Source organism: Empedobacter brevis, from assembly GCF_965118635.1.
GTDB classification, from domain to species: Bacteria; Bacteroidota; Bacteroidia; order Flavobacteriales; family Weeksellaceae; genus Empedobacter; species Empedobacter brevis_A.
This window is the reverse complement of record NZ_CBCPHV010000007.1, coordinates 25,542-51,624: the sequence shown is the minus strand read 5'-3', so window position 1 is coordinate 51,624 and position 26,083 is coordinate 25,542. Positions and strand designations below refer to the sequence as shown.

At 27.9% G+C, this 26,083-nt stretch carries 28 protein-coding genes; 10 read left to right on the top strand and 18 right to left on the bottom strand.

Annotated elements, in window-relative coordinates:
- Positions 1-4: 4 nt before the first annotated feature.
- From ACMHJW_RS10700 to ACMHJW_RS10655, 10 genes are all read right to left on the bottom strand, one after another.
- Positions 5-1,159, bottom strand: coding sequence for a glycosyltransferase family 4 protein (locus ACMHJW_RS10700; RefSeq protein WP_413533402.1), 1,155 nt, complete (start codon positions 1,157-1,159; stop codon positions 5-7).
- Positions 1,159-1,836 (bottom strand): acyltransferase, encoded by a 678-nt coding sequence (locus ACMHJW_RS10695; protein WP_413533401.1) that lies wholly within the window; start codon positions 1,834-1,836, stop codon positions 1,159-1,161. Before ACMHJW_RS10695 ends, ACMHJW_RS10700 begins: the two co-directional genes overlap by 1 nt.
- Positions 1,829-2,635 (bottom strand): glycosyltransferase family 2 protein, encoded by an 807-nt coding sequence (locus ACMHJW_RS10690; protein WP_413533400.1) that lies wholly within the window; start codon positions 2,633-2,635, stop codon positions 1,829-1,831. The genes ACMHJW_RS10695 and ACMHJW_RS10690 overlap by 8 nt, the downstream gene beginning before the upstream one ends.
- Positions 2,635-3,873 (bottom strand): O-antigen ligase family protein, encoded by a 1,239-nt coding sequence (locus ACMHJW_RS10685; RefSeq protein WP_413533399.1) that lies wholly within the window; start codon positions 3,871-3,873, stop codon positions 2,635-2,637. The genes ACMHJW_RS10690 and ACMHJW_RS10685 overlap by 1 nt, the downstream gene beginning before the upstream one ends.
- Positions 3,874-3,875: 2 nt before the next feature.
- Positions 3,876-4,850 (bottom strand): glycosyltransferase family 2 protein, encoded by a 975-nt coding sequence (locus ACMHJW_RS10680; protein WP_413533398.1) that lies wholly within the window; start codon positions 4,848-4,850, stop codon positions 3,876-3,878.
- Positions 4,847-6,319, bottom strand: a complete 1,473-nt coding sequence (locus tag ACMHJW_RS10675; RefSeq protein WP_413533456.1) for an MATE family efflux transporter — start codon at positions 6,317-6,319, stop codon at positions 4,847-4,849. Before ACMHJW_RS10675 ends, ACMHJW_RS10680 begins: the two co-directional genes overlap by 4 nt.
- A 147-nt stretch (positions 6,320-6,466) precedes the next feature.
- A complete protein-coding gene (locus ACMHJW_RS10670) occupies positions 6,467-7,057 on the bottom strand; it encodes a hypothetical protein (RefSeq protein WP_413533397.1) in 591 nt (196 codons plus the stop codon).
- Between the two features lie 58 nt (positions 7,058-7,115).
- Positions 7,116-8,252 (bottom strand): glycosyltransferase family 4 protein, encoded by a 1,137-nt coding sequence (locus ACMHJW_RS10665; protein ID WP_413533396.1) that lies wholly within the window; start codon positions 8,250-8,252, stop codon positions 7,116-7,118.
- Between the two features lie 3 nt (positions 8,253-8,255).
- Positions 8,256-9,209, bottom strand: a complete 954-nt coding sequence (locus tag ACMHJW_RS10660; protein ID WP_413533395.1) for a hypothetical protein — start codon at positions 9,207-9,209, stop codon at positions 8,256-8,258.
- Positions 9,210-9,378: 169 nt separating this feature from the next.
- Complete coding sequence (locus tag ACMHJW_RS10655) at positions 9,379-9,567, bottom strand: hypothetical protein (RefSeq protein ID WP_413533394.1); 189 nt, start codon at positions 9,565-9,567, stop codon at positions 9,379-9,381.
- 39 nt (positions 9,568-9,606) lie between these two features.
- Here ACMHJW_RS10655 and ACMHJW_RS10650 point away from each other — a divergent pair, with 39 nt between their 5' ends.
- Positions 9,607-10,551 carry a DUF6427 family protein gene (locus ACMHJW_RS10650; RefSeq protein WP_413533393.1) on the top strand — a complete coding sequence of 315 codons (945 nt, stop codon included), beginning with the start codon at positions 9,607-9,609 and terminating at the stop codon, positions 10,549-10,551.
- Here the strand turns inward: ACMHJW_RS10650 and ACMHJW_RS10645 are convergent.
- Together ACMHJW_RS10645 and queD are read right to left on the bottom strand one after the other, a co-directional pair.
- Positions 10,486-11,313, bottom strand: coding sequence for a UDP-2,3-diacylglucosamine diphosphatase (locus ACMHJW_RS10645; protein WP_413533392.1), 828 nt, complete (start codon positions 11,311-11,313; stop codon positions 10,486-10,488). The two genes, ACMHJW_RS10650 and ACMHJW_RS10645, sit on opposite strands and share 66 nt — an antisense overlap.
- A complete protein-coding gene (queD, locus tag ACMHJW_RS10640; RefSeq protein ID WP_413533455.1) occupies positions 11,289-11,735 on the bottom strand; it encodes a 6-carboxytetrahydropterin synthase QueD in 447 nt (148 codons plus the stop codon). The genes ACMHJW_RS10645 and queD overlap by 25 nt, the downstream gene beginning before the upstream one ends.
- Before the next feature lie 40 nt (positions 11,736-11,775).
- Here queD and ACMHJW_RS10635 point away from each other — a divergent pair, with 40 nt between their 5' ends.
- Together ACMHJW_RS10635 and ACMHJW_RS10630 are read left to right on the top strand one after the other, a co-directional pair.
- On the top strand, positions 11,776-12,441 hold the full coding sequence (locus tag ACMHJW_RS10635; protein ID WP_413533391.1) for a ComF family protein: 666 nt from the start codon (positions 11,776-11,778) through the stop codon (positions 12,439-12,441).
- 27 nt (positions 12,442-12,468) lie between these two features.
- Positions 12,469-14,226: an Ig-like domain-containing protein gene (locus ACMHJW_RS10630; protein ID WP_413533390.1), complete on the top strand. Its 1,758-nt coding sequence runs from the start codon at positions 12,469-12,471 to the stop codon at positions 14,224-14,226.
- A 109-nt stretch (positions 14,227-14,335) separates the two neighbouring features.
- On the opposite strand, the gene ACMHJW_RS10625 is transcribed toward ACMHJW_RS10630, so the two are convergent.
- The 3 genes from ACMHJW_RS10625 to radA form a co-directional block, all read right to left on the bottom strand.
- A complete protein-coding gene (locus ACMHJW_RS10625; RefSeq protein WP_413533389.1) occupies positions 14,336-14,743 on the bottom strand; it encodes a DUF2752 domain-containing protein in 408 nt (135 codons plus the stop codon).
- 52 nt (positions 14,744-14,795) lie between these two features.
- Complete coding sequence (locus ACMHJW_RS10620; RefSeq protein ID WP_413533388.1) at positions 14,796-15,140, bottom strand: CD225/dispanin family protein; 345 nt, start codon at positions 15,138-15,140, stop codon at positions 14,796-14,798.
- A gap of 72 nt (positions 15,141-15,212) precedes the next feature.
- Positions 15,213-16,577 (bottom strand): DNA repair protein RadA, encoded by a 1,365-nt coding sequence (gene radA, locus ACMHJW_RS10615; RefSeq protein ID WP_413533387.1) that lies wholly within the window; start codon positions 16,575-16,577, stop codon positions 15,213-15,215.
- Positions 16,578-16,776: 199 nt separating this feature from the next.
- Between radA and ACMHJW_RS10610 the strand changes: the two genes are divergently transcribed.
- From ACMHJW_RS10610 to ACMHJW_RS10595, 4 genes are read left to right on the top strand one after another with little or no spacing between them, the layout of a single operon-like run.
- Positions 16,777-17,586, top strand: coding sequence for a hypothetical protein (locus ACMHJW_RS10610; RefSeq protein ID WP_413533386.1), 810 nt, complete (start codon positions 16,777-16,779; stop codon positions 17,584-17,586).
- Positions 17,579-18,367 carry a hypothetical protein gene (locus ACMHJW_RS10605; protein ID WP_413533385.1) on the top strand — a complete coding sequence of 263 codons (789 nt, stop codon included), beginning with the start codon at positions 17,579-17,581 and terminating at the stop codon, positions 18,365-18,367. Before ACMHJW_RS10610 ends, ACMHJW_RS10605 begins: the two co-directional genes overlap by 8 nt.
- Positions 18,360-19,136, top strand: coding sequence for a hypothetical protein (locus ACMHJW_RS10600; RefSeq protein ID WP_413533384.1), 777 nt, complete (start codon positions 18,360-18,362; stop codon positions 19,134-19,136). Before ACMHJW_RS10605 ends, ACMHJW_RS10600 begins: the two co-directional genes overlap by 8 nt.
- A 26-nt stretch (positions 19,137-19,162) precedes the next feature.
- Positions 19,163-19,291, top strand: a complete 129-nt coding sequence (locus ACMHJW_RS10595; RefSeq protein WP_413533383.1) for a hypothetical protein — start codon at positions 19,163-19,165, stop codon at positions 19,289-19,291.
- Here ACMHJW_RS10595 and ACMHJW_RS10590 read toward each other — a convergent pair whose 3' ends face one another.
- The 3 genes from ACMHJW_RS10590 to panC all read right to left on the bottom strand — a co-directional run bounded on the left by ACMHJW_RS10590 (position 19,292) and on the right by panC (position 21,609).
- On the bottom strand, positions 19,292-20,311 hold the full coding sequence (locus ACMHJW_RS10590; protein ID WP_413533382.1) for a lysylphosphatidylglycerol synthase transmembrane domain-containing protein: 1,020 nt from the start codon (positions 20,309-20,311) through the stop codon (positions 19,292-19,294). It abuts the gene before it with no gap.
- Positions 20,312-20,325: 14 nt separating this feature from the next.
- Entirely contained in the window at positions 20,326-20,673 is a 348-nt protein-coding gene (gene panD / locus ACMHJW_RS10585; RefSeq protein ID WP_413533381.1) for an aspartate 1-decarboxylase, read from the bottom strand.
- A 93-nt stretch (positions 20,674-20,766) separates the two neighbouring features.
- Positions 20,767-21,609: a pantoate--beta-alanine ligase gene (gene panC, locus ACMHJW_RS10580; RefSeq protein WP_413533380.1), complete on the bottom strand. Its 843-nt coding sequence runs from the start codon at positions 21,607-21,609 to the stop codon at positions 20,767-20,769.
- Between the two features lie 118 nt (positions 21,610-21,727).
- Here panC and ACMHJW_RS10575 point away from each other — a divergent pair, with 118 nt between their 5' ends.
- The 3 genes from ACMHJW_RS10575 to glmS are packed head-to-tail and all read left to right on the top strand — an operon-like array spanning position 21,728 to position 26,063.
- A complete protein-coding gene (locus tag ACMHJW_RS10575) occupies positions 21,728-22,540 on the top strand; it encodes a glycogen/starch synthase (protein ID WP_413533379.1) in 813 nt (270 codons plus the stop codon).
- 15 nt (positions 22,541-22,555) lie between these two features.
- Positions 22,556-24,166 carry a DUF4270 family protein gene (locus ACMHJW_RS10570; RefSeq protein WP_413533378.1) on the top strand — a complete coding sequence of 537 codons (1,611 nt, stop codon included), beginning with the start codon at positions 22,556-22,558 and terminating at the stop codon, positions 24,164-24,166.
- A 49-nt stretch (positions 24,167-24,215) separates the two neighbouring features.
- Complete coding sequence (gene glmS / locus ACMHJW_RS10565) at positions 24,216-26,063, top strand: glutamine--fructose-6-phosphate transaminase (isomerizing) (RefSeq protein ID WP_413533377.1); 1,848 nt, start codon at positions 24,216-24,218, stop codon at positions 26,061-26,063.
- The last annotated feature ends 20 nt before the right edge of the window (positions 26,064-26,083 follow it).

Sequence of the window (26,083 nt, the reverse complement as noted above, 5' to 3'; positions counted from 1 at the left end):
AAAATTAGTTTAAAATTTTATAAAAATGATTCATATGTTCTTCAATAGAAAATCTTTTTATGACACTATTTTTACCTTTCAAAGCAAGTTTCTCTCTGATTTTTGGATTATCTATCAATAGCTGTATTTTTTCAACTAAATCATTTACTTGTAAAGGCTTAGATAATAAACCATTTTTGTTATCTTCTACAATATCCAATAATCCTCCATGAGCAGATACTATTACAGGTTTTTCTGCATACATTGCTTCAATAGCTACTAAGCCAAATGGTTCTAGATATAAGGATGGTACTAATGCTATATCAATAGAATACCAAATATTCCATATATTTTTTTGAAAAGGTATAATCTTCACCATTTCTGAAAGATTATTAGATATTATGAATTCTTCTAATAGATTATAATAATTTTTTTGATTACTTAAATAAGAACCTACAAGAAGAAGTTTGATATTTTTATTTTTTTTAGATAAAATTTTAAAAGCTTCTAATAAAAACAGTTGACCTTTTTGAGGATTAAATCTTCCTACTAGACATAATATCAAATCTTTATCAGATGAGATGATTTCTGATCTAAAATTAGATATTTCTAGATCAGTAGGTTTATTAATTTCCTTAAAATCTAATCCGTTCCAAATTAGTTCTCCTGTGTTATGTAAGTTTTTAGTATTTTTCAGCCAAAAATTTTGAGTTTGTTTTGAATTAAATATTACTTTATAATTAGATTTTGAATCTAATAGTTTTATAAAAATTTTCTTAACAATTTTTGGGTTTTCAATGATCTCATGTACATGCCAAATATGCTTTTTATTATAAAAAAAACTATAAATAAATCCTGCTAGAACTGCTATAGTATTAGAGTATATGTAATCGAAATGATTTTCTTTATCTAGTTTTTTTATAAATTTAATAGAACAATAAGTGTCTGAAATAAATTTCAAGAAATTTTTTGGTTTAAATAAATTTCTATGAAGTTTTAGAACTGGTTGTATAGATACAGGAATATTTAGTAAATTGATTTCATCTTTTAGCGGACCTTCTGAAGGCAGTATAACTGTAGGTACGATTCTCTTTCTATCAAGATTTTTGAGAAATAAAAGTAGAGTTTTGTCAGAACCATATAATTCTGCTGATTGATGGACAATTAAAATATGTTTCATTACATAATCTCTTTAATTATTTTTGCAGGAATCCCTCCTATAATAACATTGTTAGGAAACTCTTTTGTAACAACCGCTCCTGCAGCAATTACACAATTATCACCTATTTTTGAACCATCGAGGAAAGTTACTTTAGCCCCAACCCAAATATTATTTCCAATTTTTATTCCTTTAGATGTAACACCTTGCTCTCTTATTAATTTATTCTTATTTATAAAATTATGATTTTCAGAGTGAAAACTTACATACCCTCCCATGATAACATCGTTTCCTATTGAAACACCTCCTGCAGATCCAAATTCACAAAACTGTCCACAAGAAGAATTATCACCAATCTCAAACCCTTTACCATATTTTGACATATGACTAGTACATGTTATGATTGAATATTTTCCAATTTTAGAATTATTTCCTAATCGAAGCTTATTTTTTGCAAACCCATCAATTTTAACATAATCTTCTATTGTTACATTTTGTCCTATTTCAATATTTAATCGATTTAAAATATTAGTGTTTTCGCCTACGAAAACTTTTTTTCTAAATATAAAATATCCTCTTATAATCATTATTAATCTTTCTTTCATGAAATAAAGAAATAAACGATCAGGAATGTCATTATCAATAGTATATTTTTTTCCAGATTTTAATAATAAAGCTTGAAATATTTTTTTAATCATATTTTATTTTTTTTATCATAGAACTTAATGATAAACAGATATTTAATATAAATTTTTTAATATTATTTTTGTAATGTTTGTTTATGTATGTTTTATAACCTTCTATAATTAAGGGGTTTTTTGTTGTTTTAAAACCAACGTAATGAATATATTTTAAAGATGGAAAAAAGACTCTTTTTAAATTTTTATCGGCAATTTTTTTACAGAAATCTACATCTTCTACATACATAAAATAGTCTTTATCAAAACCATTTATTTCTTCATAAAGTTGTTTCTTCAACAACATAAATGCTCCTGAAACCCAATCTACATTATATACATTTTGTTTAAAATTTCCACTTGTAAATTCTTCAGTATTTATAAATAGTTTTTTAAAAATAATCATATTTATATAATTTGGGAATATACCAGCTGATTGAAGATAATTTTTTTTAGCATCAATCATTTTAATTCCTAATATACCAACATCGATATTATTTTCTAAAAACGAAATTCCTTCATTGATAGGGTTTAATAAAATTGTATCATTGTTAAAAAGTAATACATATTTTCCTTGTGCGTAAGTAACACCTAAATTATTCCCACTGCCGAAGCCTAGATTTTCATCGCTTTCAATTACCTTAACTTCTGGATAGTTATCTTTTATATAGTCAACACTATCATCAGAAGAGTTATTATCAACAAGAATAATTTCATACGAAAGATTGGAGAGTTGTTCTTGTAATGAATCAAAACAATTTTTGATATATTTTTTCCCGTTGTAATTGACAATTATTACAGAAACTATAATATCATTCATTATATGGTTGTTTTTTTGGTTGATGGTGAATAATAAAATATTAATCCGCCTAAAATTAGTATAATATTTTCATTTAGATTATATATCCCAGTAATAGCGAAAGATGTTAAGAAATATATGATTGCAATTGAAGATATTGACGTTGCTAAAAAATTATTTTTATTTTGACCTATTAAAAAAATTATACTTATACCGAATAAATAGATTAGTAAACCTAAACTACCTAGTTTATAAAAGACAAATGCATATCCATTATGTATATGAGAAATATGACGAATTCCTTTTGAGTCTGCAGTCAAAGGAGCCATAATCCTTAGATTTATTAATGATCCATTCCCACAGCCAATTATTGTTGAATATGGCGTTTCTTTCATTAAAATAAGAGCTCTTTTAGCTTCGTATCCTCTCCAGTGATCCCAAAGTTGTTGACTATTATTAACATCTATTTTAGTACTTAACATTTCTTTTTGGGAATTCTTAATTTTAAATAGAAATGCTTCAAATCCTTTACTATTTCTATTAATTTGTATATTGTTTAATACTGTGAATATGGCTAATATACTAAACAGAATACCAAATAAGATGCTTGCATTTATTCGATTAATTCGTAAAAAACCATAATAAGCTAAAATTAAAATTACAGAAATAATAATAGTCATTCTAGAAAAATAGAAGAAACTAGAAATTATTAATAAGCCTATAAGAATGTAACGTATTATTTTTTTATCTGTAAAATTTTTATTGAAAATTTTTGTATATCCAATCAAAAAGAAAAGCGCAAATAATTCAACAAAATTATCTTTTGTTAAGTCTCTAATACTATGTATTGTATTAAATTTTACTAAAAAAAATAGGATGTAAAAATGTATTAATGCACATGTAATGCCTAGATAAATAATAGTCCTAATAAACTTTTCTTTATTATCAATTGCATTTGCTATTATATATGCCAAAGTAAAGCTTAAAAGAGGTTTTGATATAAATATAAAATCTTTTACGATATCTATAATTTCATATTTGTTGATAAATGTTCCTATAAATCCTAATAAAATTAAAGAGAATAAAAACATAAAAATGTAAATAAAATATTTTTTAATTCTAATTTTTACATCGAAGAATAATATGATTAATACAAATAATTGGATAATGTAACTTATTTTATAAGAAACAACATATAATTGTAAAAGTATGAGTATAATAAATAAAAAGCTATAAATAATACTTTTTTTAATCTTCATGATTATTTTTTTGAACGTAATAGTATAGAAAAAACGATATCAAATAGTCGGTATTTATTATTTATAAACAATAAATATATATATTTTATATTTCCATTTATCTTATAAACGTTCATAGAAGATGATAAATTGTTTTTAATAATTTTATATTTTTCTAATCGTGTACCAAATGTTTTATAATCTCTAAATAAGGCGAAGAATGTTCTATAAAGAAAAACAAAACTATATTCGTTAATTGTTGGGAACTTAGAATAGTCTTTTATTCTGTAAGTAATCATTATAGTATTAAAGTATTTTAGCGTTTCTAATTCAGATTCAAAAGAATTTATTTTAGTAACTAATGATTCTTCATTCTCCATATAATTATAATAACTTACTTTATATAGATAAAATTCTTTTATGCAAGCTAAGTATTCTAATAAAAACAGTAAATCTTCACAAAAATGAATGCTTTTGTTTAGTTTTAGATGATTTTGGACGATTACTGATTTTAAAAAAATTTTAGAATGTAAATAGCCATTAAACATTAAGTTTAATTTATCAAAAATAGAATGGTAATCAGTAGATAAGTAAAAACGATTACCCATGTTATTTGAATATGCGCTTTTGGGATTTCCTTGTATTATTAATTCAATTTCTTTTTTGGAAGAATTAATAATCTCAAAATAATTTTCAAAATAATTTTTTTGAATTGTATCATCGCTATCTATGAAGCAAATATATTTTCCTTTTGCATTATTTAATCCAATATTTCTAGCAGAACTAACACCTTTATTAACTTGATTTATTAGTTTAATGAATGAATAACTGTTTGTAAACTCTTCACATATTTTTTGTGATTCATCTGTACTACCATCATTTACTAAGATCAATTCATAATCAGAAAAATTTTGATTGATTATAGAATTAATGCATTTTGTTAAAAATTTTTCTGAATTATATATAGGAATAATTATTGAAATTTTTGGAGACATCATTTTCTTAATTTTTTGTACAAAAGATTTTTAATACTATTCTTTTCCTTTTTATTGAAAAGAATTATTAAACAAACTATTCCAACAATTGTTATTTCTATTATGCTAATAATTATTGTGTTAATGAGTTGATTACTAATTATATTACATTTATTGATATGATTTGTTACAAAAAATATAATTGATCCAGCAATAATCATTCTGATTAATGTTTTTATAAAATTTGTAAGTATAAATTGTTGTACTAGTTTTTTTAGAATGTATATATTAATAAAACAAATAATGAGACTAATAACTAATGCTATATAATAACTTGATTGAGTAGGATATCCAATTTTAAATGCGATGTAGGTAAAAGGTAATATTAACATATAAAAACTTCCACTCAAAAAACTAATCCACTTTATATTTCCAGTTGCGTGAATAGCAAAGTTTATTGTGCTTAAAGATATTGTTAATAAATTAATTATAATTGCTAACTGAGAATAAATTAAAGCATATTTCGGAGGATTATTTAACCAAATTTCAAGTACAAAAGTTAGATTGAAATATATTGGAACTGACACAATAAGACTAATTATAAAAGATATTTTTGTTGCTAAATTTATTAATGAATTAAAATTTTTATATTCTTTGCTAGCAAAGGCTTTTATAATTTGTGGTTTAGTAGCTATTAAAACGCTATTTGAGAAAGAGCCAATAGCTCCATGTATTTGATTAGAGATAGTTATGGAAGCATTTGCAATTGGTCCAAAAAATATATTTTGTAATATATTAATACCATGAGATTGTAACACTATTGATAAGTTTCCATATAAATCTAATGAAAAGAATTTCAAAATTGGATTTAATTTTTTCTTATTCAAGATGAATTTAAAAGAATGGTTATTACTATTTTCCAAAGAAAAATAATAATATAAGAGATTGATAATTATACTAATAAATAATAAACCGATTGAATAATAGATTAATTTAAAATCTGTAAAAAAGAATAGAAAATATGCTACTAAAAATTTCCCTACTGTGTCTATAATTTTTATGTATGCATAAATTTTAAATTTTTCTAAAGAAGTTAACACGGCCTCAAAAGGTAATCCTAAAAAAATTACAATTGTATTTATTATTGTAATTTGAAAAAGGATGTTGACATCAAAGAGAATTTTTTTAGGAAAAACAATAAAATTGTTTACAAGATAAACTCCAAAAATTTCAGCAATTATAAAAATGAATATCGCAAAAATTATATGAATTGAGATAGATATATTAAGTTGCTCATATAATTTATTTAGCTTATTGGTGTTTCCTAATTCATAAGAAAAAAAACGAGCAGATGCACTAACGAGTGTAGATTGAATAAATGAGAATAAACCTAATACGCCTGCTACAACACCATATACACCAAAGTCTTCTACGCCTAGATTTATTAATATATATCGCGAAGTAATTAATGTTAATCCCATTGTAATTAACATTCGAAATGTTAAGAAAATTGAGTTTTTAGCTATATTTTTTTGAGTATTCATTAATTCTAAAAAAGGGAATTTTAATATTCTTAATGTATATGAATAAAAAAAGTCTTCTTTAATACGAAGACTTTTTTAGAATATAATTTTCTTTTTTTATTTCGTAGGAGCTGGAGTTTGATTTGCAGTGGGAATAGGATTGAATAATTTGTTAACCTCAGTAGCAAAAACCTCTCTTGGCATGAAAATAGGATCATAAGTTCCATTTACAGATTTTGGTTTAACTATGGCTTTATTACGAGTATAATCAATGAATTCGTTATTCCAGAAATATTGATAAAATAAAGTATCTTTTACATTGAAAGAATTACCTTTATACTGCATATTAAAGTTTTTTATTTGGATATCTGATTGTTCTTTATTATTTCCAAAATCAATTCTAAAATCATATGGTTTTTTATCTGTAGGTAAATCAAAAACTATATTTTGTGCCGAGTCTTTACCTACCACAGGTGTGCTTACAACATACATTGATTCAAAATTGGCATTAGGCTCAAATCTATAATACACTTCTAGTGTATCATCTTTTGAGATAATGGCATTTAAAGAAATCTTTAGTGGATCAGTTATTACAACAGGTACAACAGTATCTCCATTAGACTCATTTGATTTTGATCGCTCTCCTTTTTTATCTCCACATGATATTAAAAAACTGGAAATCAATACTCCGTATAAAATTTTATTCATCATACTTAATTATAAAATAACTTTAACAAATTTATATTTTTTTTAAAAATAGAACATCTTAAGAAATATTTTCGATAATTTTTCTTACTTGTAATCCAAAGAAATTCCAATTATTTTCTTCGGTATATTTTTTTCTTGCATTGTGAGATAAATTAGAGTATAACTCATTATTATTCATAATATTTAAGATTATTTCTAAATAACTATCAGATTTTTCATTTAAATCTAGTGTATATCCATTATAGTTGTCAATAACGATTTCTGGAACTCCCCCTGTTTTTGTAGTTAATACGGGAATACCAAAAGCACCAGCTTCATTAAAAACAATTCCATAACATTCAGCTCTTGTAGGAACAAATAATAAATCGGTTTCTTCTAAAATTTCTATTAGTTTTTTAATTTCTTTCTCATTGTTTTTATCTATAAACGGAAAAATACTAATATCAGAATCTGTTACATAAGGATTTGAACCGCATATAGTTAAATGAACATTTTTTTCTAACATCTTTAGTTTAGTAAATGTTTCTAATACTATATCGCCGCCTTTTCTTTCCCAATAAACACCTAAAAATAGGATATTAAATGTTTTTTTTTGATTTAATTTCTTTAAATTATAGTTAATTAAGTTATCATTAATATTGGCTCCAAAATGAATTTTAGAGATTTTTGAAGGTGAAATATCATAATTTTTAATCACATAATTTTTTGCCCAATTTGTTGGATAAATAATGTGAGAAGCTTTATTCAAAGCTTTTAATTCAACTAAATTTGATTCTTTTTTTGAAAAATTAAATAAATTTTTGAATACATCATAATAATCTGCTAGCTGTCCAAATGAACTATCCGATAAATAAACTATAGGAATATTAGTATTTAAATAGGCTATTTCTGTCGATCCCGCACTGCAAAATATTACATCGAAATTTTCTTTATTTAAAGATTTTTGAATTGCTTTCGATTGAAAGTAACTTCTGAACAAAGAATGTTGATAATTATATTTTTTATTAAATAAGGGAATAGTTATTTTATTAATTATTCCAAAAATTTTTAACCATTTATTGTCACAAGTAATAGCTTTCACATACTCGAATTGATTTTGCAAAGATTTGAATATTTGAAATTGAGTACCTGACCAAGATGTTTTGTCTAAAGGATTAGAGTTTGAGACGAAAGCTACTCTGATTTTACTTTTCATTTATCAATTAAATTTACTTCTAAGTTTAAATATAAATGCAATAAATAAATAGATAAATACACCTAAAAAAGGTAATAAGTATATGAAAAAATTCTCTTTAACTCTTATATTTTCTATATCATCAGAAATGACTTTAAAAATAGATGTCTTATTAATCAAGTCAACGTTATACTCTTGGTTTTCTTTAATCAATTGATTCTTCATTTCTAGAAGAGCAGATAATTCAGAGTTTTCGCCAATCATAACTACAGATTCTTTAGATTTTGAATTATTTTCACTACTATTTTTAGAAATAATTTTATCTATTTGGGAGATCATCTCATTATTATAAATAATTTTTTCATTTATATTTTTGAGTTGAATGGACATATTATTTGTATAATAATCATTATTATTCAAATTATCTAAAATTCGTTTATAAGTTAATCTAAAATCAATCGGAGTGACTGATTCTATACTAATGACATGATTATTATAATTTTTATAAAAATTTTTATCTGAGATAACTTTTTCAATATTATTTTCTTCTGCAAATAGTTTTAATAAATCAAATGATTTATCATTACGTGAAGAAATAAAATTAAAAGGATCTTCGATTGGGGTTATTTTAATATTATAAATGTTATTTAGAAGGAGTTTATTTTGTTTGAAATAGTTCGAATCTTTGGTTATAATTTTAGAATTCAAAGATTTAATTTTAGAATATAAATATTCTACATTATCAAAGTTTGCTTTAATATAAAGTTCACTTGTATATTTAGTATTTTTTTTATCAATAAAATATCCCAAATAAGCTAATAATATAAATAGAGGAATAAGAAATGCAAGATTTCTTTTTATAAATGATAAAAAAGAGAAAAAACTTTTAATTGATTTTTTAATGGAATTATTTATTTTTTTTGCATATATATCCAAATCTATTTCTGAATTATCTATATTACTTGAGTTTTCGCTCATTTTTTATTTATTTGTTTCGTATTCGTATAAATTGTTTAACGTATATAATCAGTTTAATAAACGTATAGATATAGGTTTTATTATTAATTAAATAAAAAAAACCTCTTATAAATTTATAAGAGGTTTTTCGAATTAATTCGAAAATATATTTTTATACAATAAAGATAAATTATCTTTCGTATTTCTTTTCATTTTCGCTTCCAAAGCTAGCGATTTTCATTAACCACCATCCCAATAATGCACATCCGATGAATGTGAATAACCATCCAAAGATAACACCAACTGGAGATAATAAATTTTCAAAAGTCCATTTGAAAATATCACCAATCGCAAAAAATAAATCAGTTATAACTCCCATATTCTAGTTTATTGCTTAATTTGCATCAAAGTTAATAAAATGTTGGTTAATCTACTTGACAAAAGGAATTTTTTTATACAGATTTTTATCATTGTGCTGTTTACGTTGCTTGGAGCCACGAATTTTAACAGTATTGATCTGAGTAATTTAGAAAAATTAGGTGTAATCCTAACGATATTAACGATCGTTTTTGTTGGTTATATCGATAATACGAACGATTTAATATCATCTTCGTCCTATTCAACGTTTACATATATCCTATGGATAATGCCTTTTATTGTGGGATTATCTGATTATCGAATTGCAGGAAGTTTGTTGCTTGTAACTAGCGTTACAGCACAATTGTTATATTTTGAATCCGAAAAAAATGATATTTACAACGCTTTTGACGTAGGCGTTTTTATGAGTTTTGCAATTCTCTTAAGCCCTCCGCTTATTTTTTTAGGAATTGTTGTATTTACTTACTTTTTAACCTTAAGAGTTGTAGAACCAAAAATACCAATACTTGCATTTTTAGGATTTATTCTTCCTATTTTAATCGTTGCACAAGTAAGTTTTTTGCTTGATTATTATTTTATGTTCAATTTTTACAAAGAACAATTAATGTTAACAGTTGTACATTTCGAATGGAAACAATTATTTTTAGCCCCAATTGCAGTCATTCTAATTTTTTCAATAGTTAATCATTTTAAAAACATAAATAAACTGACACCACAAAAGAAACGAATCTTTTTGTTGATGCATTTTATGTTTGTTGCAATCTTGGTAACTTACATTCTTTATGGTGGAAATAATGATGCTTATCTCGCTTTTTTAGGCTTTAGCATAATGCTAATGTTGACAAGATATTTTAGCGAAAGCAAACCAAAAATAGAATGGCTAAAAGAAGCTTCTCTTTGGATTTTTATGATTTGCTTATTAATCTATAATTTTTATGATAGAATCCCTCGATTCTTCTCCTTGATTACGGAAGTAAGTTTTTAATTCGAACTCGTTTCCATCAAAAACACCGTAAGTAAAATAGTTAATCCAATCTCCAAGGTTGATATGACGCGATTTGCCTATTGCAATTTCCATTGGTAAATGACGATGTCCATAGACAAGATAATCGTAATATTTTCGATGTAGTTGCTTGCGACTATACATGATAAGCCATTCGTTGTCAACGCCTAGAAAATTAACATCTTCATCGCCAGAAATCATTTTATTTTTTCGTGAAGCTGTAATGCCCAACCACATTGCCAAATCTGGATGAAGAAGATAGAAAAGAAATTGACAAACTTTGTTTGTAAATATCTTTTTCATGCGTTTGTAACCTTTATCTCCAGGACCTTTTCCATCGCCATGAACAATAAAAAATTCTTTTCCGTTGATGATAAAATCTTGTTTATCTCGAAAAACAATTGCATTGATTTGTTCTTCCAAATAATCTTTCATCCATAAATCATGGTTTCCAACAAAAAAATAAATTGGAATTCCACGATCAGAAATTTCGGCTAATTTTCCTAAAACACGCACAAAACCTTTCGGAACAACATGTTTATATTCGAACCAAAAATCGAACAAATCGCCAATTAGAAATAAAACTCCACAATCTTCTTTTATTTCGTCAAGCCATTTTACAAACAATTTTTCGCGTACCAAACTATCTTTTTCATTCGGTGCACCAAAATGATGATCCGAAGAAAAATAGGCTTTTTTACCAGCTTCTAACTGAATGTTTATTGGTTGTCCTCCGCTAACCATTCTGCATAAGAGTTTTCAGTTTCATGTAATTTCAAGGCTACCAAATCGATATTAGTTGGTAAAAGTGGTTTTATTTTATCCACAATCCACAAAATCATATTTTCAGCAGATGGCTGATATTGAGTAAAAACAACATTATGTCCTTCTGCTAATAATTTTTCTCCTAAAGATTTGTGAGGCGAATTTTCGTTCAATAAAATAGCATGATCAAAAAGATTGACAATCTCTTTGTTCACAATCTTTTTCAAATCGCCAAAATCCATAACCATTCCAAGTTTGACATCGTTGATATCATCAGATGGCGTTCCTTTTACAGTTACAAATAATTTGTACGAATGTCCATGTATATTTTTACACTTTCCGTCATAACCATGCAAAGCATGTGCAGTTTCGAACGTAAAAGCTTTTGTAAGTCGAATGATTTTCATTAAATTTAGTACTAAACTTTAATTTGCAAAGGTAATGGAAATCAAAATAATCGTAAATTCTTTAATTGATTTATTTTTTCCGATGCGTTGTTTGGGTTGTCAAGACGTAATTCAATCTTCGCAATTTCTTTGTGTTTCGTGTTCTACAAAACTTGTTTTTACGCATTTTAATTTTGATCAAAATAATCGAGCATATGATAAATTGATAAATTTATGTGAATTAGAAAATGCTTTTTCGTTGTTAGAATTTAAACATCGTAATATAACACAAGCCATTTTGCATGAAATAAAATATAGAAATCATCCAGAAATTGGAATTGATTTAGCACAATTAGTTAAGCTTGATTTGAGTGAATATGACGGAATTATTCCAATTCCTTTGCATGCAAAACGATTAAAGAAAAGAGGATACAATCAAATAGAAGATTTTGCACGAACGTTAGCAGAAATTAATCAAATTAATTATTTTCCAGAAGGATTAATTCGAATAAAATACAATATATCGCAAGTAAATGAAGATAAAAATCATCGATTAGAGAATTTGAAAGATGCTTTCCAAATCAATCCTAATCTAAAGCCCGGACATTATATTTTGATTGATGATGTATTAACAACTGGAGCAACAATTGCATCTGCTATTAAAAAGTTTAATCTTTCTGAAAATTTTAAGATAAGTGTAATTACCATTGCTTGTGCTTAATAACAAGCTTTTTCTTAACTTGCACCCATGAATAAGACGACACGTTTTTCGCTTTTAATGTTAACTATTTTAACGGTTATTTCTTGTGCTAGACAAGGTTCGCCAACTGGAGGACCTAAAGATGAAACGCCGCCTGTTTTCCTAAAAGCTAATCCAGATACGTTGGCAACGAATGTAGACGTTAATTTGCAAGAGGCAACAATCAACTTTGATGAATATATTGTTTTGAAAGAATATAGCAAAAATGTAGTTGCTTCGCCTTCATTTCAGGTTCCACCAATTGTTACGCCACAAGCTTTAGCGAAGAAAAATATTTCGATAAAATTCCAAGAACCATTGTTACCAAATACGACATATAGTTTCAACTTTGGAGATGCGATTCAAGATTTTAATGAAAATAATAAATTATCTAACTTTCAATATGTTTTTTCGACAGGTAGTTTTATCGATTCGTTGAAAATAACAGGACGTGTAAATTCTTCTTACGATTTCAAATTACCAGAAAAGATATTAGTCGGGCTATATAAAGTAGATAGTACATACAAAGACAGCATTATTATACAAAAGAAACCATATTACATTGCAAGAGCCAATGATAAAGGAGAATATGCGTTAAATTATTTAGCTTCGGGCAAATATAAATTAATTGCTTTTGAGGATAAAGTAGAAAATGTCATGTACGATTTTGGAAAAGAACGTTTAGCTTTTCATAATGAACCAATTGAATTGAAATCTAATCAAGAATTTAATTTAAATTTATTCAATCAAAAACCAGCTTATCGTAAGCCAGAAGCGAGTTTTAAACAAGAAGGATTAATTGTTTTTAAAACAACAGGAGCGACGGAAGATGTGACGATAACGCCAGTTGGAAAAGAATTTAAAACAGCTTATATTCAGAAATTTCCAAAACAAGATTCGATTAATTTTTGGTTCAATCCAAAAGTGGATACAATTGTAGGAAGAAGTGCAAAATTAAATTTCAAGGTTCAACATAAAGATCAAATTGATGAAATAAGTGCGTTATATCAAAAATCGAATGAAGAACGAAAATTGGAATTTAAAGCATTAAATGATCAAAAATTAGCACCAAATAAAGCATTTAAGATTCAGGCAAATGTGCCATTAAAATCAATTGATTTATCTAAAATTTATGTTTTTAAAGATACAATTTCTATTCCGTTCAAAGTTTCGATTGATACAGTTAATGCACAGAATTTGAATTTTGCTTTTGATAAAAATTTAGATGAAAAATTTGAAGTTAATATTTATCCAAATGCTTTAACAGATGTATTAGGAGAGAAGAATGACACGCTTGCTTATCCTATAAAAATGGGAACGCGCGGAGATTTTGGACATTTGAAATTAACGCTTCAAAATGCGCCAAATAAACCATTTTTCTTACAATTTCTAAAAACAGATAAAGATTATACGATTTTGGAAGAATTGTATAATCCTGCAAATAAAAATTATTTCGAGTTCAATTATATTGAGCCAGGAGAATATTTGTTCCGTTTATTAGTAGATGAAAACGAAAATGGAAAATGGGATACAGGAGATTATTTCTTAGGAAAACAACCCGAACCAATTTATTTGTATCCAGAGCCAATCAAAATTAGAGCAATGTGGGATGCTACAGAAACTTGGGTTTTAGGTGAGGCAAATCAACCAGTTACTTTACCAAGTGATGACAAAGATTCGGATAAAAATAGAATACGAAGAGGAGAATTGAAAGAAGGCGAGGAGCGAAGAAATTCTCGAACAACAAATAAGAAATCAGAGAAATAATTCTCTGATTTTTTTAATTAGTCAACTCGCAAATCTTTCGTAATACTTGCGTATAGTTGTATATCATAAACTGGAGAGCCTTAAATAAAGAATATCTAATCTTAAAAAGTTAACTTTCTGGTGCTAAATATATAAAAGGTGAAAGTGGAATATTTCTCAAAATAGAATAAACCAAAAGGAAAATTAAAAAATTTCGTGCAAAATTTGAAGGAAGATGTAGTTTTCCCGACATTGGTTTGTTCAAAAAAATATTTCCAACAATAGCATAATACAATTGTACACAAATATAAAGTGCAAAAGGTAAAATAAGATTGTATCGTAACGATTGCAAAAAATGTCCATGAACAAGCAGTGAAAAGGCACGTTGTCCTCCACAACCAGGGCACCATAATCCTGTTAGATTATGAAATATACATTTGATAGAAAACGGACTTTGATTGCTGTAATAACTATAAAAATAGACAAGTACCAAAATAGGTAAAAGCGTTGCTAATCCATAAACCAAAATCCGTTTCATTTTATAATTTTAATCATCAATGCTTCATCTTCCAGAACTTTCAATAATATTTTTATATTGTTCCATGTAAGCATCCATTCCACCAGTCGCGAATGTAATAATATTTATAATTATGCCTAAAATGCCTAATCCTAAAGCAACATAATAATATTTTAGAATTTTTTGAAGCTTTTTCAGCTCCGACATAATCTCCAATTGCATATTTAGTATTCACTTGGTTAGAAAATACAATTGCAACAATACCGACAATTAGTCCTATACAGCAAGGAGAACAAAGCCCTAAAATAGTTCCAATGATAGCTAAAACAAGGTTGTTCTCTGGTTTTGGTTTAATATCTTCAAAAGAAGATTGTTGTGTTTGATTAAAATCTAGATTTGATTGGTTTGAATAATCCATAATAATGTTTTTAATAGAATAAAAGTAGAAAAAAATATGTAAAAATAAAGTGATTACAAAATATTTAATCCTTTATTGAAATAACATTCGATATAAATCTTCTACTTTAGAAATTCTAACAATTCGAATACCGAAATCTGTATCTTTTATTTTATTATACTTTGAAATAAATATTGCATCAAAACCTAATTTTTCTGCTTCGGTAATGCGTTGTTCAACACGATTTACAGCTCTTATTTCACCACTCAAACCAACTTCTCCAGCAAAACAACAATTGTCTGGTACAGCCGAATCTTCGCTCGAGGAAAGAATAGCTGCTATAACAGCCAAATCAATTGCAGGATCATCAACACGAATACCACCTGTGATATTTAGGAAAACATCTTTCATGTTCAATCGGAAACCAGCACGTTTTTCCAAAACCGCCAACAACATATTCAATCGCTTTGCATCAAAACCTGTAGCAGTACGTTGCGGAGTTCCATAAACCGCAGTAGATACTAAAGCTTGAATTTCAATTAACATCGGACGAACACCTTCCAAAGTTGCTGCAATTGCATTTCCACTAAGCAATTCATCTTTTTTGGTAATCAACACTTCGGACGGATTTGTTACTTCACGTAATCCAGCTCCAAGCATTTCATAAATCCCGATTTCAGCAGTCGATCCAAAACGATTTTTATTTGCACGTAAAATGCGATAAATATGATTACGATCTCCTTCGAATTGTAAAACGACATCAACCATATGTTCCAGAATTTTAGGCCCAGCAATAACACCTTCTTTTGTAATATGACCAATTAAAATAATCGGAGTATTGGTTTCTTTTGCATATTGTATCAGCTCAAAAGTTGTTTCTCTAATCTGAGAAATACTTCCCGGAGACGATTCGACATAAGTTGTTTGAAGCGTTTGTACAGAATCAACAACAATCAACTGTGGTTGTATTTCTTTGGCGTGTGCAAATATTTTTTGTGTATTTGTTTCAGGTAAAATAAAACATTGATCGGATTCAATTTCGATTCGTTCAGCACGAAGTTTTACTTGAGAAACAGATTCTTCACCCGAAACATATAATATTTTAATTGTATCTAATTTTAGAGCAACTTGCAACATCAAAGTAGATTTTCCAACACCAGGTTCTCCACCAACCAAAATCACAGATCCAGGAACAATTCCGCCTCCTAAAACTCTGTCTAATTCTTGATTTTTTGTCGAAATTCTAATTTCTCCTAAAGGATTTATTTCACGAATATTCAATGCGAAAGTTTTTTCCTTTTTATCAGATTTATCTTTCCACGATTTTTTTTCGTCGCCTTTGTCCACGATTTCCTCAACAATGGTATTCCATTCGCCACAACTTTTGCATTGTCCCATCCATTGAGCGGTTTGCGTGCCACAGTTTTGGCAGAAATATGTAGTTTTTGTTTTAGCCATAGTTTCAAATTTATACAAAAATAATCTTTTATCGCGACAAGATATGGAGTTCTAAATGTGAAAAATTTTAATACAACAACTAAAAAACGTTAATGATAATTTACTTTTTTAACAAATTATCGACTTTAGATAAAATTGAGTTAAATATTGATTTTCAATCATTTTCTCAGTTATTTTTAATCAAGATTTTAAAAAGCCTATGAAAAGAACTTTACTCGCTAGTCTGTTTTATATTTTTTGTATTTCTGTTCATGCACAATCGACAATAATTTCGGGAAGAATAATTGTGGATGATACGAATGAAATTGTTCATCTCGATGATTTTGTCATTGAAAATCTAACAACTAATGCACGAACAAAATCAAATGAAAAAGGTCTTTTTTCGATTCGAGTTTTACCAAATGATATTCTGTTTTTTAAACAAATAGGAATTGAAGAACGTCAACTAAAAGTTACAGAAACAATGATTAGAAAAGGTTTTATTGAAGTTCATGTGAATATTGAAGTTATTGAATTAGCTGAAACTAAAATAAAACCGCTAAAAAAGAATTGGAAAGAAAATATTAGCAAAGACGAAACGCAAAGCGAAAAAATAAATAAAAGCTTAGGAATTAATAATGAATTTAAAAATAATGTTGTAAAAGCCTATTTTGCTTCTCAATATCTTCGAAAATTAAAAGTTCCAATTCGTTATGAAAATGTGGTTGGCTTGATAGAACAGTATTCGGATAAAGAAGTACAGACTTATAAATATTTTCTTAAAAAGAAAAATCTTGATAAATACGATAAAATCATTCAACTTAAAGATTATTTTACTGAATATTATTTTGAAAACGACTTAAAAATTTCAAAAGGAAATATCCTTGATTTTATTCATTATTGTTTTGTAGAATTTGATTTTGAATCACTTTTAAAAACAAATAATCATGATAAAATGATTTTGATTTTCGAAGAGCAATCGCCAATTTATCTTTCTATTATCAACCAAAAACGAATCGTACATGAGTAAAATTTTATTCTTTTTATTAATTATCTCATCAAGTTATATACAAGCTCAATCGGCTATGATTTCAGGGAAAATAATTGTCGATGATACGAAAGAAATTATTGATTTAGAAGGAATTTCGATTGAAAATTTAAATACGAAAGCAAAAACCAAAACGAATAATGAAGGTTTATTCTCTATAAATGTTAACCTGAATGATGAATTGTTAATTAAACAAGTTGGGCTTTCTGAAAGAAAGTTGAAAGTTTCTGAAACGATGATTACAAAAGGTTTTGTAACGATTCATGTAAATGTTGAAATTATTGATTTGGCTGAAACCAATATTCAGAAGTTGAATAAGGACGCATATAAAAATATAGGAAAAGAGAAATCCTTCCAAGAGAAATTCAATGATGAAAATGGAATTACTTCCCTAGAATTTAAAGCAGAATTAAATTTAAAACATGAAGAAGAGATCGTTAATAGAACAATAAAACAGGTTGGAGGAGTTAATTTGCTTGGATTGTTTAATTTGTTCAAAAGTCCAAAAAAACGATTAAAAAAGCCTGTTCAATTAGAGGTTAAGAAAGAAGATCAATTGTCTACATTGCACAAGTTTTTTACAACGTATTATTTTGTAAATGACTTAAAAATTCCAGAAGGAAAAATCAATGAATTTTTGGATTATTGTTATTCAAACTTTGATTTCCCGAAGTTATTAAAAGAGAATAATTTCGATGAAATTCTTTTTATAATTGAAGAACAAGCGCCAATTTATTTATCAAAAATGAAGAAAAATGAATAAGATAAAATACATTATATTTTTTAGTTTAATTAACATTTTCACATTTGCTCAAACAACTTTAATTACTGGAAAAGTGGTGATTGATGATGGTATTGCAGGACAAAATGTTGTGGATAATATTTTGGTGACAAACGAATCTACGAATGCGAAAGTTGTAACAAATGTGAACGGAATGTTCTCGATTAAAGCTTCTGTAGGAGATGAATTGAAGTTTACGCACGATTTTTATATTGAACGAAAAATAAAAATTACACAAGATATTTTAACAAAAGGAATGTTGACTATTCACTTGAATATAGAAACGATTGAACTCGCAGAAGCACGAATAAATACGTTGGACAAGAATTTTAAGAATAATATAAAACTGAAATATGATAAAGTTGACGAAATGTATAAGAGTTTGAATTTAGGAATTGATCCAAATTTACGTTTTCGTAAGATAGATCCGTATGCAACTTCAATTTTGAATAATAATGGATTATTAGATCCTTTAAATTGGATTGCAACGATTTCGGGACAAAAGAAGAAAGATAAAAAAGTAGAGGAATATTTCAAAAAAGAGGATAAAATAAAAGATTTAGAGAATTATTTTACGAAGAATTATTTCATTGAAAGCTTAAATATTCCAGAAAATAAAGTCAGCGATTATGTCAAGTATTGTTATGTGAATTTTGATTTGGAGAAACTTCAAAAAGGAAATAATTATGATAAAATAACTCAGATTTTAGAAGAGCAAGCACCTAAATATTTGGAAATGATAAAGAAATAAGTTATGTTTAATCAAAATCACAAAGTATGGAAATATTTATTTTACCACTAATTGATATTATTCTTCTTTTAATTTTGAAAATATACTATCAAATAAATCCTTGGGAAATCGGAAAAATGATAAAGCTTTGGAATAAACGTTTCGGAGGAATGTGATTATTGAGTAGAATCTCGTCGAATTCTTGCGATTTTATAAATTGCAATCAATCCAAAACTAATCATAGATAATACTTGAGCAATATAAAGAATTAAACCAAAATAATCGCCAATTGCTCGCCCTTCTTGTTGATCTCCACCTTTTGCCAAATAAACGGCAGAAAATGCAATCGACATAATATATGGATAAGCCAAACCGCCAGAAACAGGTAAAATCATTCCCAAAGAGCCAGCAATCAAAAGAAATAAACCTTCTGGAATTCCGAAATTCTTAGTATCTGGAAAAGCAAAGAAAACAAGATAAGTCATTAGAAAATAGCAAGTCCAAAGTGCAAAAGAATAAAAGATAAACAAACCTCTTTTTTCTAATTTCGAAATTGATTTTATTCCTTCCCAAAGTCCAAGTAGAAAAGATTTAATTTTTTCGAAAAACTTTAGTTGAGTAATCTTTTGCCAGAAAATAGCGATTAATCCAATTCCTAAAACTATAATTCCGATTGCAATGTAATACTTTAGGAAAGAAGGTTCTGTTGTTGGTTCATACGTTTTTTCTTTGCTTCCTAATTCAACAAAATGAATAAAAGTTTCATAATTAAAAATAAGTGTTAAACCGAAAAAAAATCCTAAAAATAAAAGATCAATAACGCGTTCTAACACAACTGTTCCAAACGATTTTTCGAAAGGAACTTTTTCCATTTTATAGAAACTTGTTGCACGAGCAACTTCTCCACTTCGAGGAATGGTTAAGTTCATGAAATAAGCAAATGCAATAGCCCAAAATCCAGACGAAGTTTTAGTATTGTATCCCATTGGCTTTAGAAGAAGATTCCAACGAGCGGCGCGTATCCAATAAGTTAGAATACTAATTGCCATAGAAGCAAAAATCCAAAAATAATTGGTTTGTTTTAAAATTTTTGCAACTCGTTCAAAATCTATTTGCTTCACTGTTATCACTACAAAAAATAGAGCCAACAATGAAGCAATGATTAAGAAGAGCGATTGTTTGATCTTACTCTTCATATTGAAATTATTTCTTAATCTAAACGATTATCCTCGTTTGGGAAAACAATTGTAGGTTCGTACGTTTTGGCTTCTTCAAACTCCATCATTGCGTACGTTATAATAATTATTGTATCACCTACTTGTACTTTGCGTGCAGCTGGTCCATTTAAACAAATTTCACCACTTCCGCGTTTACCTTTAATAATATAAGTTTCAAATCGTTCTCCATTTTCTTGAACGACGATTTGTACTTTCTGACCAACAACCATATTTGCAGCATCAATCAAATCTTCATCGATTGTAATACTTCCGATATAGTTTAATTTTGCGTCTGTTACCTTAACTCTATGTATCTTAGAGTGAAAAACTTCTACCATCATAATTTTGCAAAGTTACACTGAACTTCTAATTTTCAAAACCTGTTCCAATATTTTTAAATTGGTTTAAAGGATTTGTTATATTTTATTAAATTATTAAAACTGGATATTATCGATTAAACGTACATCACCAGCATAAGCTACGACAAATCCACGACTATTTTTTGCATCAGAAAAATGCGAAATTGGCAATAATGTTTCTTCATCAGTAATTTCAAAATACTCTAATTCGAAAGGTGAATTTCTGAATTCATTTTCAACAAAAGTTTTCACTTCAGCGACTTCTTTTCCGTCATTTTTTAATTGAACAGCTTCTGATAAAATAGAATAAATTTGTGGTGCATCAAGAGTTTGTTGTGCTGACAATCGAGCGTTTCTCGAGCTAAAAGCTAATCCAGAATCGGCACGATAAGTTGGCATTGGAACAATTTCTACATCTAAATTTTCTTGTTTAACCATTTCATGAATGATTCGGATTTGCTGAAAATCTTTTTCTCCAAAATATGCTTTTGTAGGAAGTGCAGCTTTGAATAGTTTACTCACAACCGTAGCAACACCATCAAAATGTCCTGGACGAGAAGCGCCTTCCATTACTTTATCTATTGTGCCAAAATCATAATGTTTTGCGCCTTCATTTGGAGCATATAAATCTTGAACAGTCGGCATATAAACAAAATCGCAACCATATTTCATTAACAATTCTTTATCATTTTCCTCAGTTCGAGGATATTTTGCTAAATCTTCTGGATTATTAAATTGTGTTGGATTGACAAAAATGCTGACAATTGTGTAGTCATTTTGAGCTTTAGAAGCTTTTACTAAAGACATGTGTCCTTCATGCAAAGCGCCCATTGTAGGGATAAAGCCAATGGTTTTGTTTTGGTTTTTTAACTCGACGATTGCGGGAGTTAATTTTTCCTTTTCGTTAAATATAACCATCTTTTGGATTTGTTAAAAAAAAACTAATATGTGGCAAAGCTACTATAAGCAAATAATATATCAACATTTTTTTGTAAATTTGTGCCTTATTATTCATTAGGAAAAGAGAGTAGAAATTATGGAAGGAAAGCGCATATTGTATGTAACAACAGAAATGGTACCTTACTTTCCTGAAAATCCGATGTCTTCACAAGCATTAGGTTTGCCAAAAATCATGCAAAGTAGTGGCGCAGATGTAAGAATCTTTATGCCAAGATTTGGAGCAATTAACGAAAGAAGACACCAATTACACGAAGTAATAAGACTTTCAGGTATGAACATGATTATTAATGATTTGGATCAACCCTTAATCATTAAAGTTGCTTCTGTGCCAGGAGAAAGACTACAAGTGTATTTTATCGATAACGAAGAATACTTTAAACGCAAAGAAGTTTATGGAGAAGATAATGGTCTATTTCCAGATAACGACGAACGTTCTATTTTCTTCGCGAAAGGAGTTTTAGAAACTGTAAAAAAATTAAACTGGAAACCAGATGTTGTTCACGTAATGGGTTGGATGTCTAGTTTAGTACCACTATATCTAAAAGAATATTATTCTGATGATCCTTTCTTTCAAGATGCAAAAGTTGTTGTTTCTTTATTTGACAATGGATTTGAAGGAGAATTGGATAATGAATTAGTTAAAAAATTAGCTTTTGATAAAGTAGAAGCTGATGTAAAACAATACTTAGAAAAACCTACACATTTAGGTATGATACAAGCTTCATTGCAATATGCTGATGCAGTTGCAAAAGGAGAAGAGATAATTCCTGAAGATGTAAAAAACTATATCAACCAACAAAATATTCCTCTATTAGATTATTGTTCTAAAGAGCAAGCAAAAGAAGTTTACAAAGACTTTTATCTTGAGGAAGTAATGAACTCTAATTAAAATCTGTTGAGATTAATGAAAAAAATTTTGAATGTCCTTTCTATGTCTGTTGCTATGATCATTGGATTGGGAACTGTTGTTTCTTGTGAAGATGAAACACTAGGATTAGATAACAACGTGATTGGAGGCGAAGCAGAAGGAAATCTAAAAACTTTAGATGTTATTGCTTTTAATGCCAAATTTGATACGCTTCGTACGGATAAATTCGTTCTTCAAAATGGAGCTTTTGGGGTATATAACGAACCTATTTTTGGATCTACATCGTCTAAATTTTATACACAAATTAGACCTTCATCTATAGGTAATCCAAATTTTGAACCAGAAACTTTAGTGGATTCTGTAAATTTGATCATTCCTGTTTATTATAACGCAACTAAAGATCCTATTTCAAGAGATACGATTAATTTATCTAAACCAGGAAAAAAACCAGAAGAAACAGATACAATTCAAATTACGACTAAATATGCAGTAGATTCTTTGTATGGTAATAAAGATATTCCAATGACCTTGAAAATCAAGGATATTAATACTGTCTTATACAATGATACAAAATATTTTTCGCAATTAAGCGGGCTTGAATCTCCAATAGCTGTTAATTCAAAGGTACTTGGAACGGCTATTATTGGTAAAACTATAACAGGAAGAGTTGTTAAACAGCAAAAAGGAACTTCTAATATTTCTGAAATTGTACCAGGCTATAAAGTTTCTTTAGATAAAAGTTATTTTGATGAAAAAATTGTCAAAAATGCAAAAACAGGATTACTTTCAGATTATGCGACATTTATTCGTGAGAATATAAAAGGTCTTGAATTTTCTGTAGAAGAATCAAATGGATTTATTGTTAATTTTAATCCAAATAAGATTGACTTGAAGATGTATTTTTCTTACAAAAATCCAAAAAAGAAAGAAGATACAGATAAAGATTATAAAGAGCGTCTAAGCGGTACTTACGCTTTTGATTTTACAAATCAATGGAACTCAGCTATAGGAAATAACTCGAATGTTATAGCATCTCAAATTGTCAATAATACGGTGGGTTCACTTTATTCAACAATTAAACCGGATGAAGTAAACGGTGATTCGAGACTGTACTTAAGTGGAATGAGTGGAAATTACGCAAAATTAAAAATTAATCAATCTCAACTAAATGAATTAAAAGCTGAGATGACTAAAAGCAATATTGCAATTCTTGGAGCCAAATTAAAATTTTATATAGATGATTCTTATGGTTTTCCAAAACCTCCTTATTTACTTGCTTGGAATAATTATAAAAAAGATGATAAAGTTGTTAATGAATTGTATGCAGACGTTTTAGAGTTTTATAATTCATATCCGACTTCTGTTCATTTTAATCCTATTGTTACAGGTAAAACCGATTTTTATACAATTGATATTACAAAGTATCTAAAAGGTGTTTTAGAAAAAGGAAATAAATTTAATGATGAAAGCATGTACATTACAATGGGGAATTTCTTAACATCTGTTAAAGACCCATCAACTATTAATAGTACAAATCCTTATCAAAATAACAGAGCTTACAATCCTTATAGAATCGTTTTACATGGAAATAATACGGAAGTAGCGGATAAAAAAATAAAATTATTGGTATATTTCTCTAAAAAATAGAGATTATTATTTTTAACAAATTAATTTAACTTAAATACTATAAAATATTATGTGTGGAATTGTAGGATATATTGGACATCGCGAAGCGTACCCAATTATTATAAATGGACTAAAAAGACTAGAATATCGTGGATATGATAGTGCAGGATTAGTTCTTTCTACTGGTACTGGTTTTGAATTAGTAAAAACAAAAGGAAAAGTTTCTGATTTAGAAAGAAAATCAGAAAATTTAGATAAAACGCCTCATTTAGGAATTGGGCATACACGTTGGGCAACACATGGTGTTCCAAATGATGTAAACTCTCACCCACATATGTCAAATAATGGACGTTTAGTTTTGGTTCATAACGGGATTATTGAAAATTATGAATCAATCAAACAATTATTAAAAGACAAAGGTTATGTTTTTCACAGTGAAACAGATACAGAAGTTTTAGTTAACTTCATTCAATTATTTCAAGAAGAACAAAACTTAAATTTAACAGATGCTGTTCGTTTAGCTTTGAATGAAGTTATTGGAGCTTATGCAATTGCTGTTTTAGATAAAGAAGAACCTAATACAATCGTTGTAGGCCGTTTAGGTTCTCCTTTAGCGATAGGTATTGGTGAAAACGAATTCTTCGTTGCTTCTGATGCTTCTCCGTTCATAGAATTTACAAAGGATGCAGTTTATCTTGAAGATGGAGATATGGCAACAATTACTTTAGATAAAGTAGTTGACGTACGTACAATACATAACAATGAAGCAGTTTCTTTAGATATACAAGAATTACAATTGAATATTGAAGCGATTGAAAAAGGTGGTTATGAACATTTCATGTTAAAAGAAATCAATGAACAACCACGTTCTATTCGTGATACAATGCGTGGACGTTTATTAGTAGACGAAGGTGTAATAAAAATGGCTGGAATTTGGGATCATCAAGAAAAATTCTTGAATGCAAAACGAATCATCATTGTTGCATGCGGAACATCTTATCATGCAGGTTTAGTTGCTGAATACATGATCGAAGATTTCGCTCGTATTCCTGTAGAAGTAGAATATGCATCTGAATTCCGTTACCGTAATCCAATTATCAACAAACACGATGTTGTTATTGCAATTTCTCAATCAGGAGAAACTGCAGATACATTAGCAGCACTTAAATTAGCAAAAGAAGCAGGAGCATTTATCTTCGGAATTAATAATGTTGTAGGTTCTTCTATTGCTCGAATCACAGACGCCGGTGCTTATACACATGCAGGACCAGAAATTGGAGTAGCTTCAACAAAAGCATTTACAGCTCAATTAACAGTTTTAGCATTAATTGCTTTGAAATTAGGAAAACATAATGGTGAATTATCAACAGAGAAATTCAACTTATTAACGCGCGAGTTAGAGCGTATTCCTGAGTTAGTACAGCAAATTTTAGATAATTGTGAAGGAGTTATCGATCAAATTGCGGAGAAATATAAAGACAATAAAAATGCAATTTATCTAGGACGTGGATACAATTATCCATCTGCATTAGAAGGAGCATTAAAATTGAAAGAAATATCTTATATTCACGCAGAAGGATATCCAGCAGCAGAAATGAAGCACGGACCAATTGCATTGTTGGATGAAAATATGCCAGTAATTGTAATTGCTACGAAAAAAGGATACTATGAAAAAGTAGTTTCTAATATTCAAGAAATAAAATCGCGTAGTGCAAAAGTAATTGCAATTGTAAACGAAGGTGATGAGCAAGTAACTGCTATGGCAGATGATTACGTTGTAATCCCAGAAACAGCAGAAGAATTCTCACCAATCTTAACAGCTATTCCTTTACAATTATTATCATATTGGATTGCCGTTAAATTAGGAAAGAATGTAGATCAACCTCGTAATTTAGCAAAATCTGTTACTGTAGAATAAGAAAATATTTTAAAGTACAT

What these genes read in the sequence shown, in the direction of transcription:
- ACMHJW_RS10700 (WP_413533402.1), bottom strand. Translation starts at nt 1,159, where the DNA reads ATGAAACATATTTTAATTGTCCATCAATCAGCAGAATTATATGGTTCT.
- ACMHJW_RS10695 (WP_413533401.1), bottom strand. Translation starts at nt 1,836, where the DNA reads ATGATTAAAAAAATATTTCAAGCTTTATTATTAAAATCTGGAAAAAAA.
- ACMHJW_RS10690 (WP_413533400.1), bottom strand. Translation starts at nt 2,635, where the DNA reads ATGAATGATATTATAGTTTCTGTAATAATTGTCAATTACAACGGGAAA.
- ACMHJW_RS10685 (WP_413533399.1), bottom strand. Translation starts at nt 3,873, where the DNA reads ATGAAGATTAAAAAAAGTATTATTTATAGCTTTTTATTTATTATACTC.
- ACMHJW_RS10680 (WP_413533398.1), bottom strand. Translation starts at nt 4,850, where the DNA reads ATGATGTCTCCAAAAATTTCAATAATTATTCCTATATATAATTCAGAA.
- ACMHJW_RS10675 (WP_413533456.1), bottom strand. Translation starts at nt 6,319, where the DNA reads ATGTTAATTACAATGGGATTAACATTAATTACTTCGCGATATATATTA.
- ACMHJW_RS10670 (WP_413533397.1), bottom strand. Translation starts at nt 7,057, where the DNA reads ATGAATAAAATTTTATACGGAGTATTGATTTCCAGTTTTTTAATATCA.
- ACMHJW_RS10665 (WP_413533396.1), bottom strand. Translation starts at nt 8,252, where the DNA reads ATGAAAAGTAAAATCAGAGTAGCTTTCGTCTCAAACTCTAATCCTTTA.
- ACMHJW_RS10660 (WP_413533395.1), bottom strand. Translation starts at nt 9,209, where the DNA reads ATGAGCGAAAACTCAAGTAATATAGATAATTCAGAAATAGATTTGGAT.
- ACMHJW_RS10655 (WP_413533394.1), bottom strand. Translation starts at nt 9,567, where the DNA reads ATGGGAGTTATAACTGATTTATTTTTTGCGATTGGTGATATTTTCAAA.
- ACMHJW_RS10650 (WP_413533393.1), top strand. Translation starts at nt 9,607, where the DNA reads ATGTTGGTTAATCTACTTGACAAAAGGAATTTTTTTATACAGATTTTT.
- ACMHJW_RS10645 (WP_413533392.1), bottom strand. Translation starts at nt 11,313, where the DNA reads ATGGTTAGCGGAGGACAACCAATAAACATTCAGTTAGAAGCTGGTAAA.
- ACMHJW_RS10635 (WP_413533391.1), top strand. Translation starts at nt 11,776, where the DNA reads ATGGAAATCAAAATAATCGTAAATTCTTTAATTGATTTATTTTTTCCG.
- ACMHJW_RS10630 (WP_413533390.1), top strand. Translation starts at nt 12,469, where the DNA reads ATGAATAAGACGACACGTTTTTCGCTTTTAATGTTAACTATTTTAACG.
- ACMHJW_RS10625 (WP_413533389.1), bottom strand. Translation starts at nt 14,743, where the DNA reads ATGAAACGGATTTTGGTTTATGGATTAGCAACGCTTTTACCTATTTTG.
- ACMHJW_RS10620 (WP_413533388.1), bottom strand. Translation starts at nt 15,140, where the DNA reads ATGGATTATTCAAACCAATCAAATCTAGATTTTAATCAAACACAACAA.
- radA (WP_413533387.1), bottom strand. Translation starts at nt 16,577, where the DNA reads ATGGCTAAAACAAAAACTACATATTTCTGCCAAAACTGTGGCACGCAA.
- ACMHJW_RS10610 (WP_413533386.1), top strand. Translation starts at nt 16,777, where the DNA reads ATGAAAAGAACTTTACTCGCTAGTCTGTTTTATATTTTTTGTATTTCT.
- ACMHJW_RS10605 (WP_413533385.1), top strand. Translation starts at nt 17,579, where the DNA reads ATGAGTAAAATTTTATTCTTTTTATTAATTATCTCATCAAGTTATATA.
- ACMHJW_RS10600 (WP_413533384.1), top strand. Translation starts at nt 18,360, where the DNA reads ATGAATAAGATAAAATACATTATATTTTTTAGTTTAATTAACATTTTC.
- ACMHJW_RS10595 (WP_413533383.1), top strand. Translation starts at nt 19,163, where the DNA reads ATGGAAATATTTATTTTACCACTAATTGATATTATTCTTCTTTTAATT.
- ACMHJW_RS10590 (WP_413533382.1), bottom strand. Translation starts at nt 20,311, where the DNA reads ATGAAGAGTAAGATCAAACAATCGCTCTTCTTAATCATTGCTTCATTG.
- panD (WP_413533381.1), bottom strand. Translation starts at nt 20,673, where the DNA reads ATGATGGTAGAAGTTTTTCACTCTAAGATACATAGAGTTAAGGTAACA.
- panC (WP_413533380.1), bottom strand. Translation starts at nt 21,609, where the DNA reads ATGGTTATATTTAACGAAAAGGAAAAATTAACTCCCGCAATCGTCGAG.
- ACMHJW_RS10575 (WP_413533379.1), top strand. Translation starts at nt 21,728, where the DNA reads ATGGAAGGAAAGCGCATATTGTATGTAACAACAGAAATGGTACCTTAC.
- ACMHJW_RS10570 (WP_413533378.1), top strand. Translation starts at nt 22,556, where the DNA reads ATGAAAAAAATTTTGAATGTCCTTTCTATGTCTGTTGCTATGATCATT.
- glmS (WP_413533377.1), top strand. Translation starts at nt 24,216, where the DNA reads ATGTGTGGAATTGTAGGATATATTGGACATCGCGAAGCGTACCCAATT.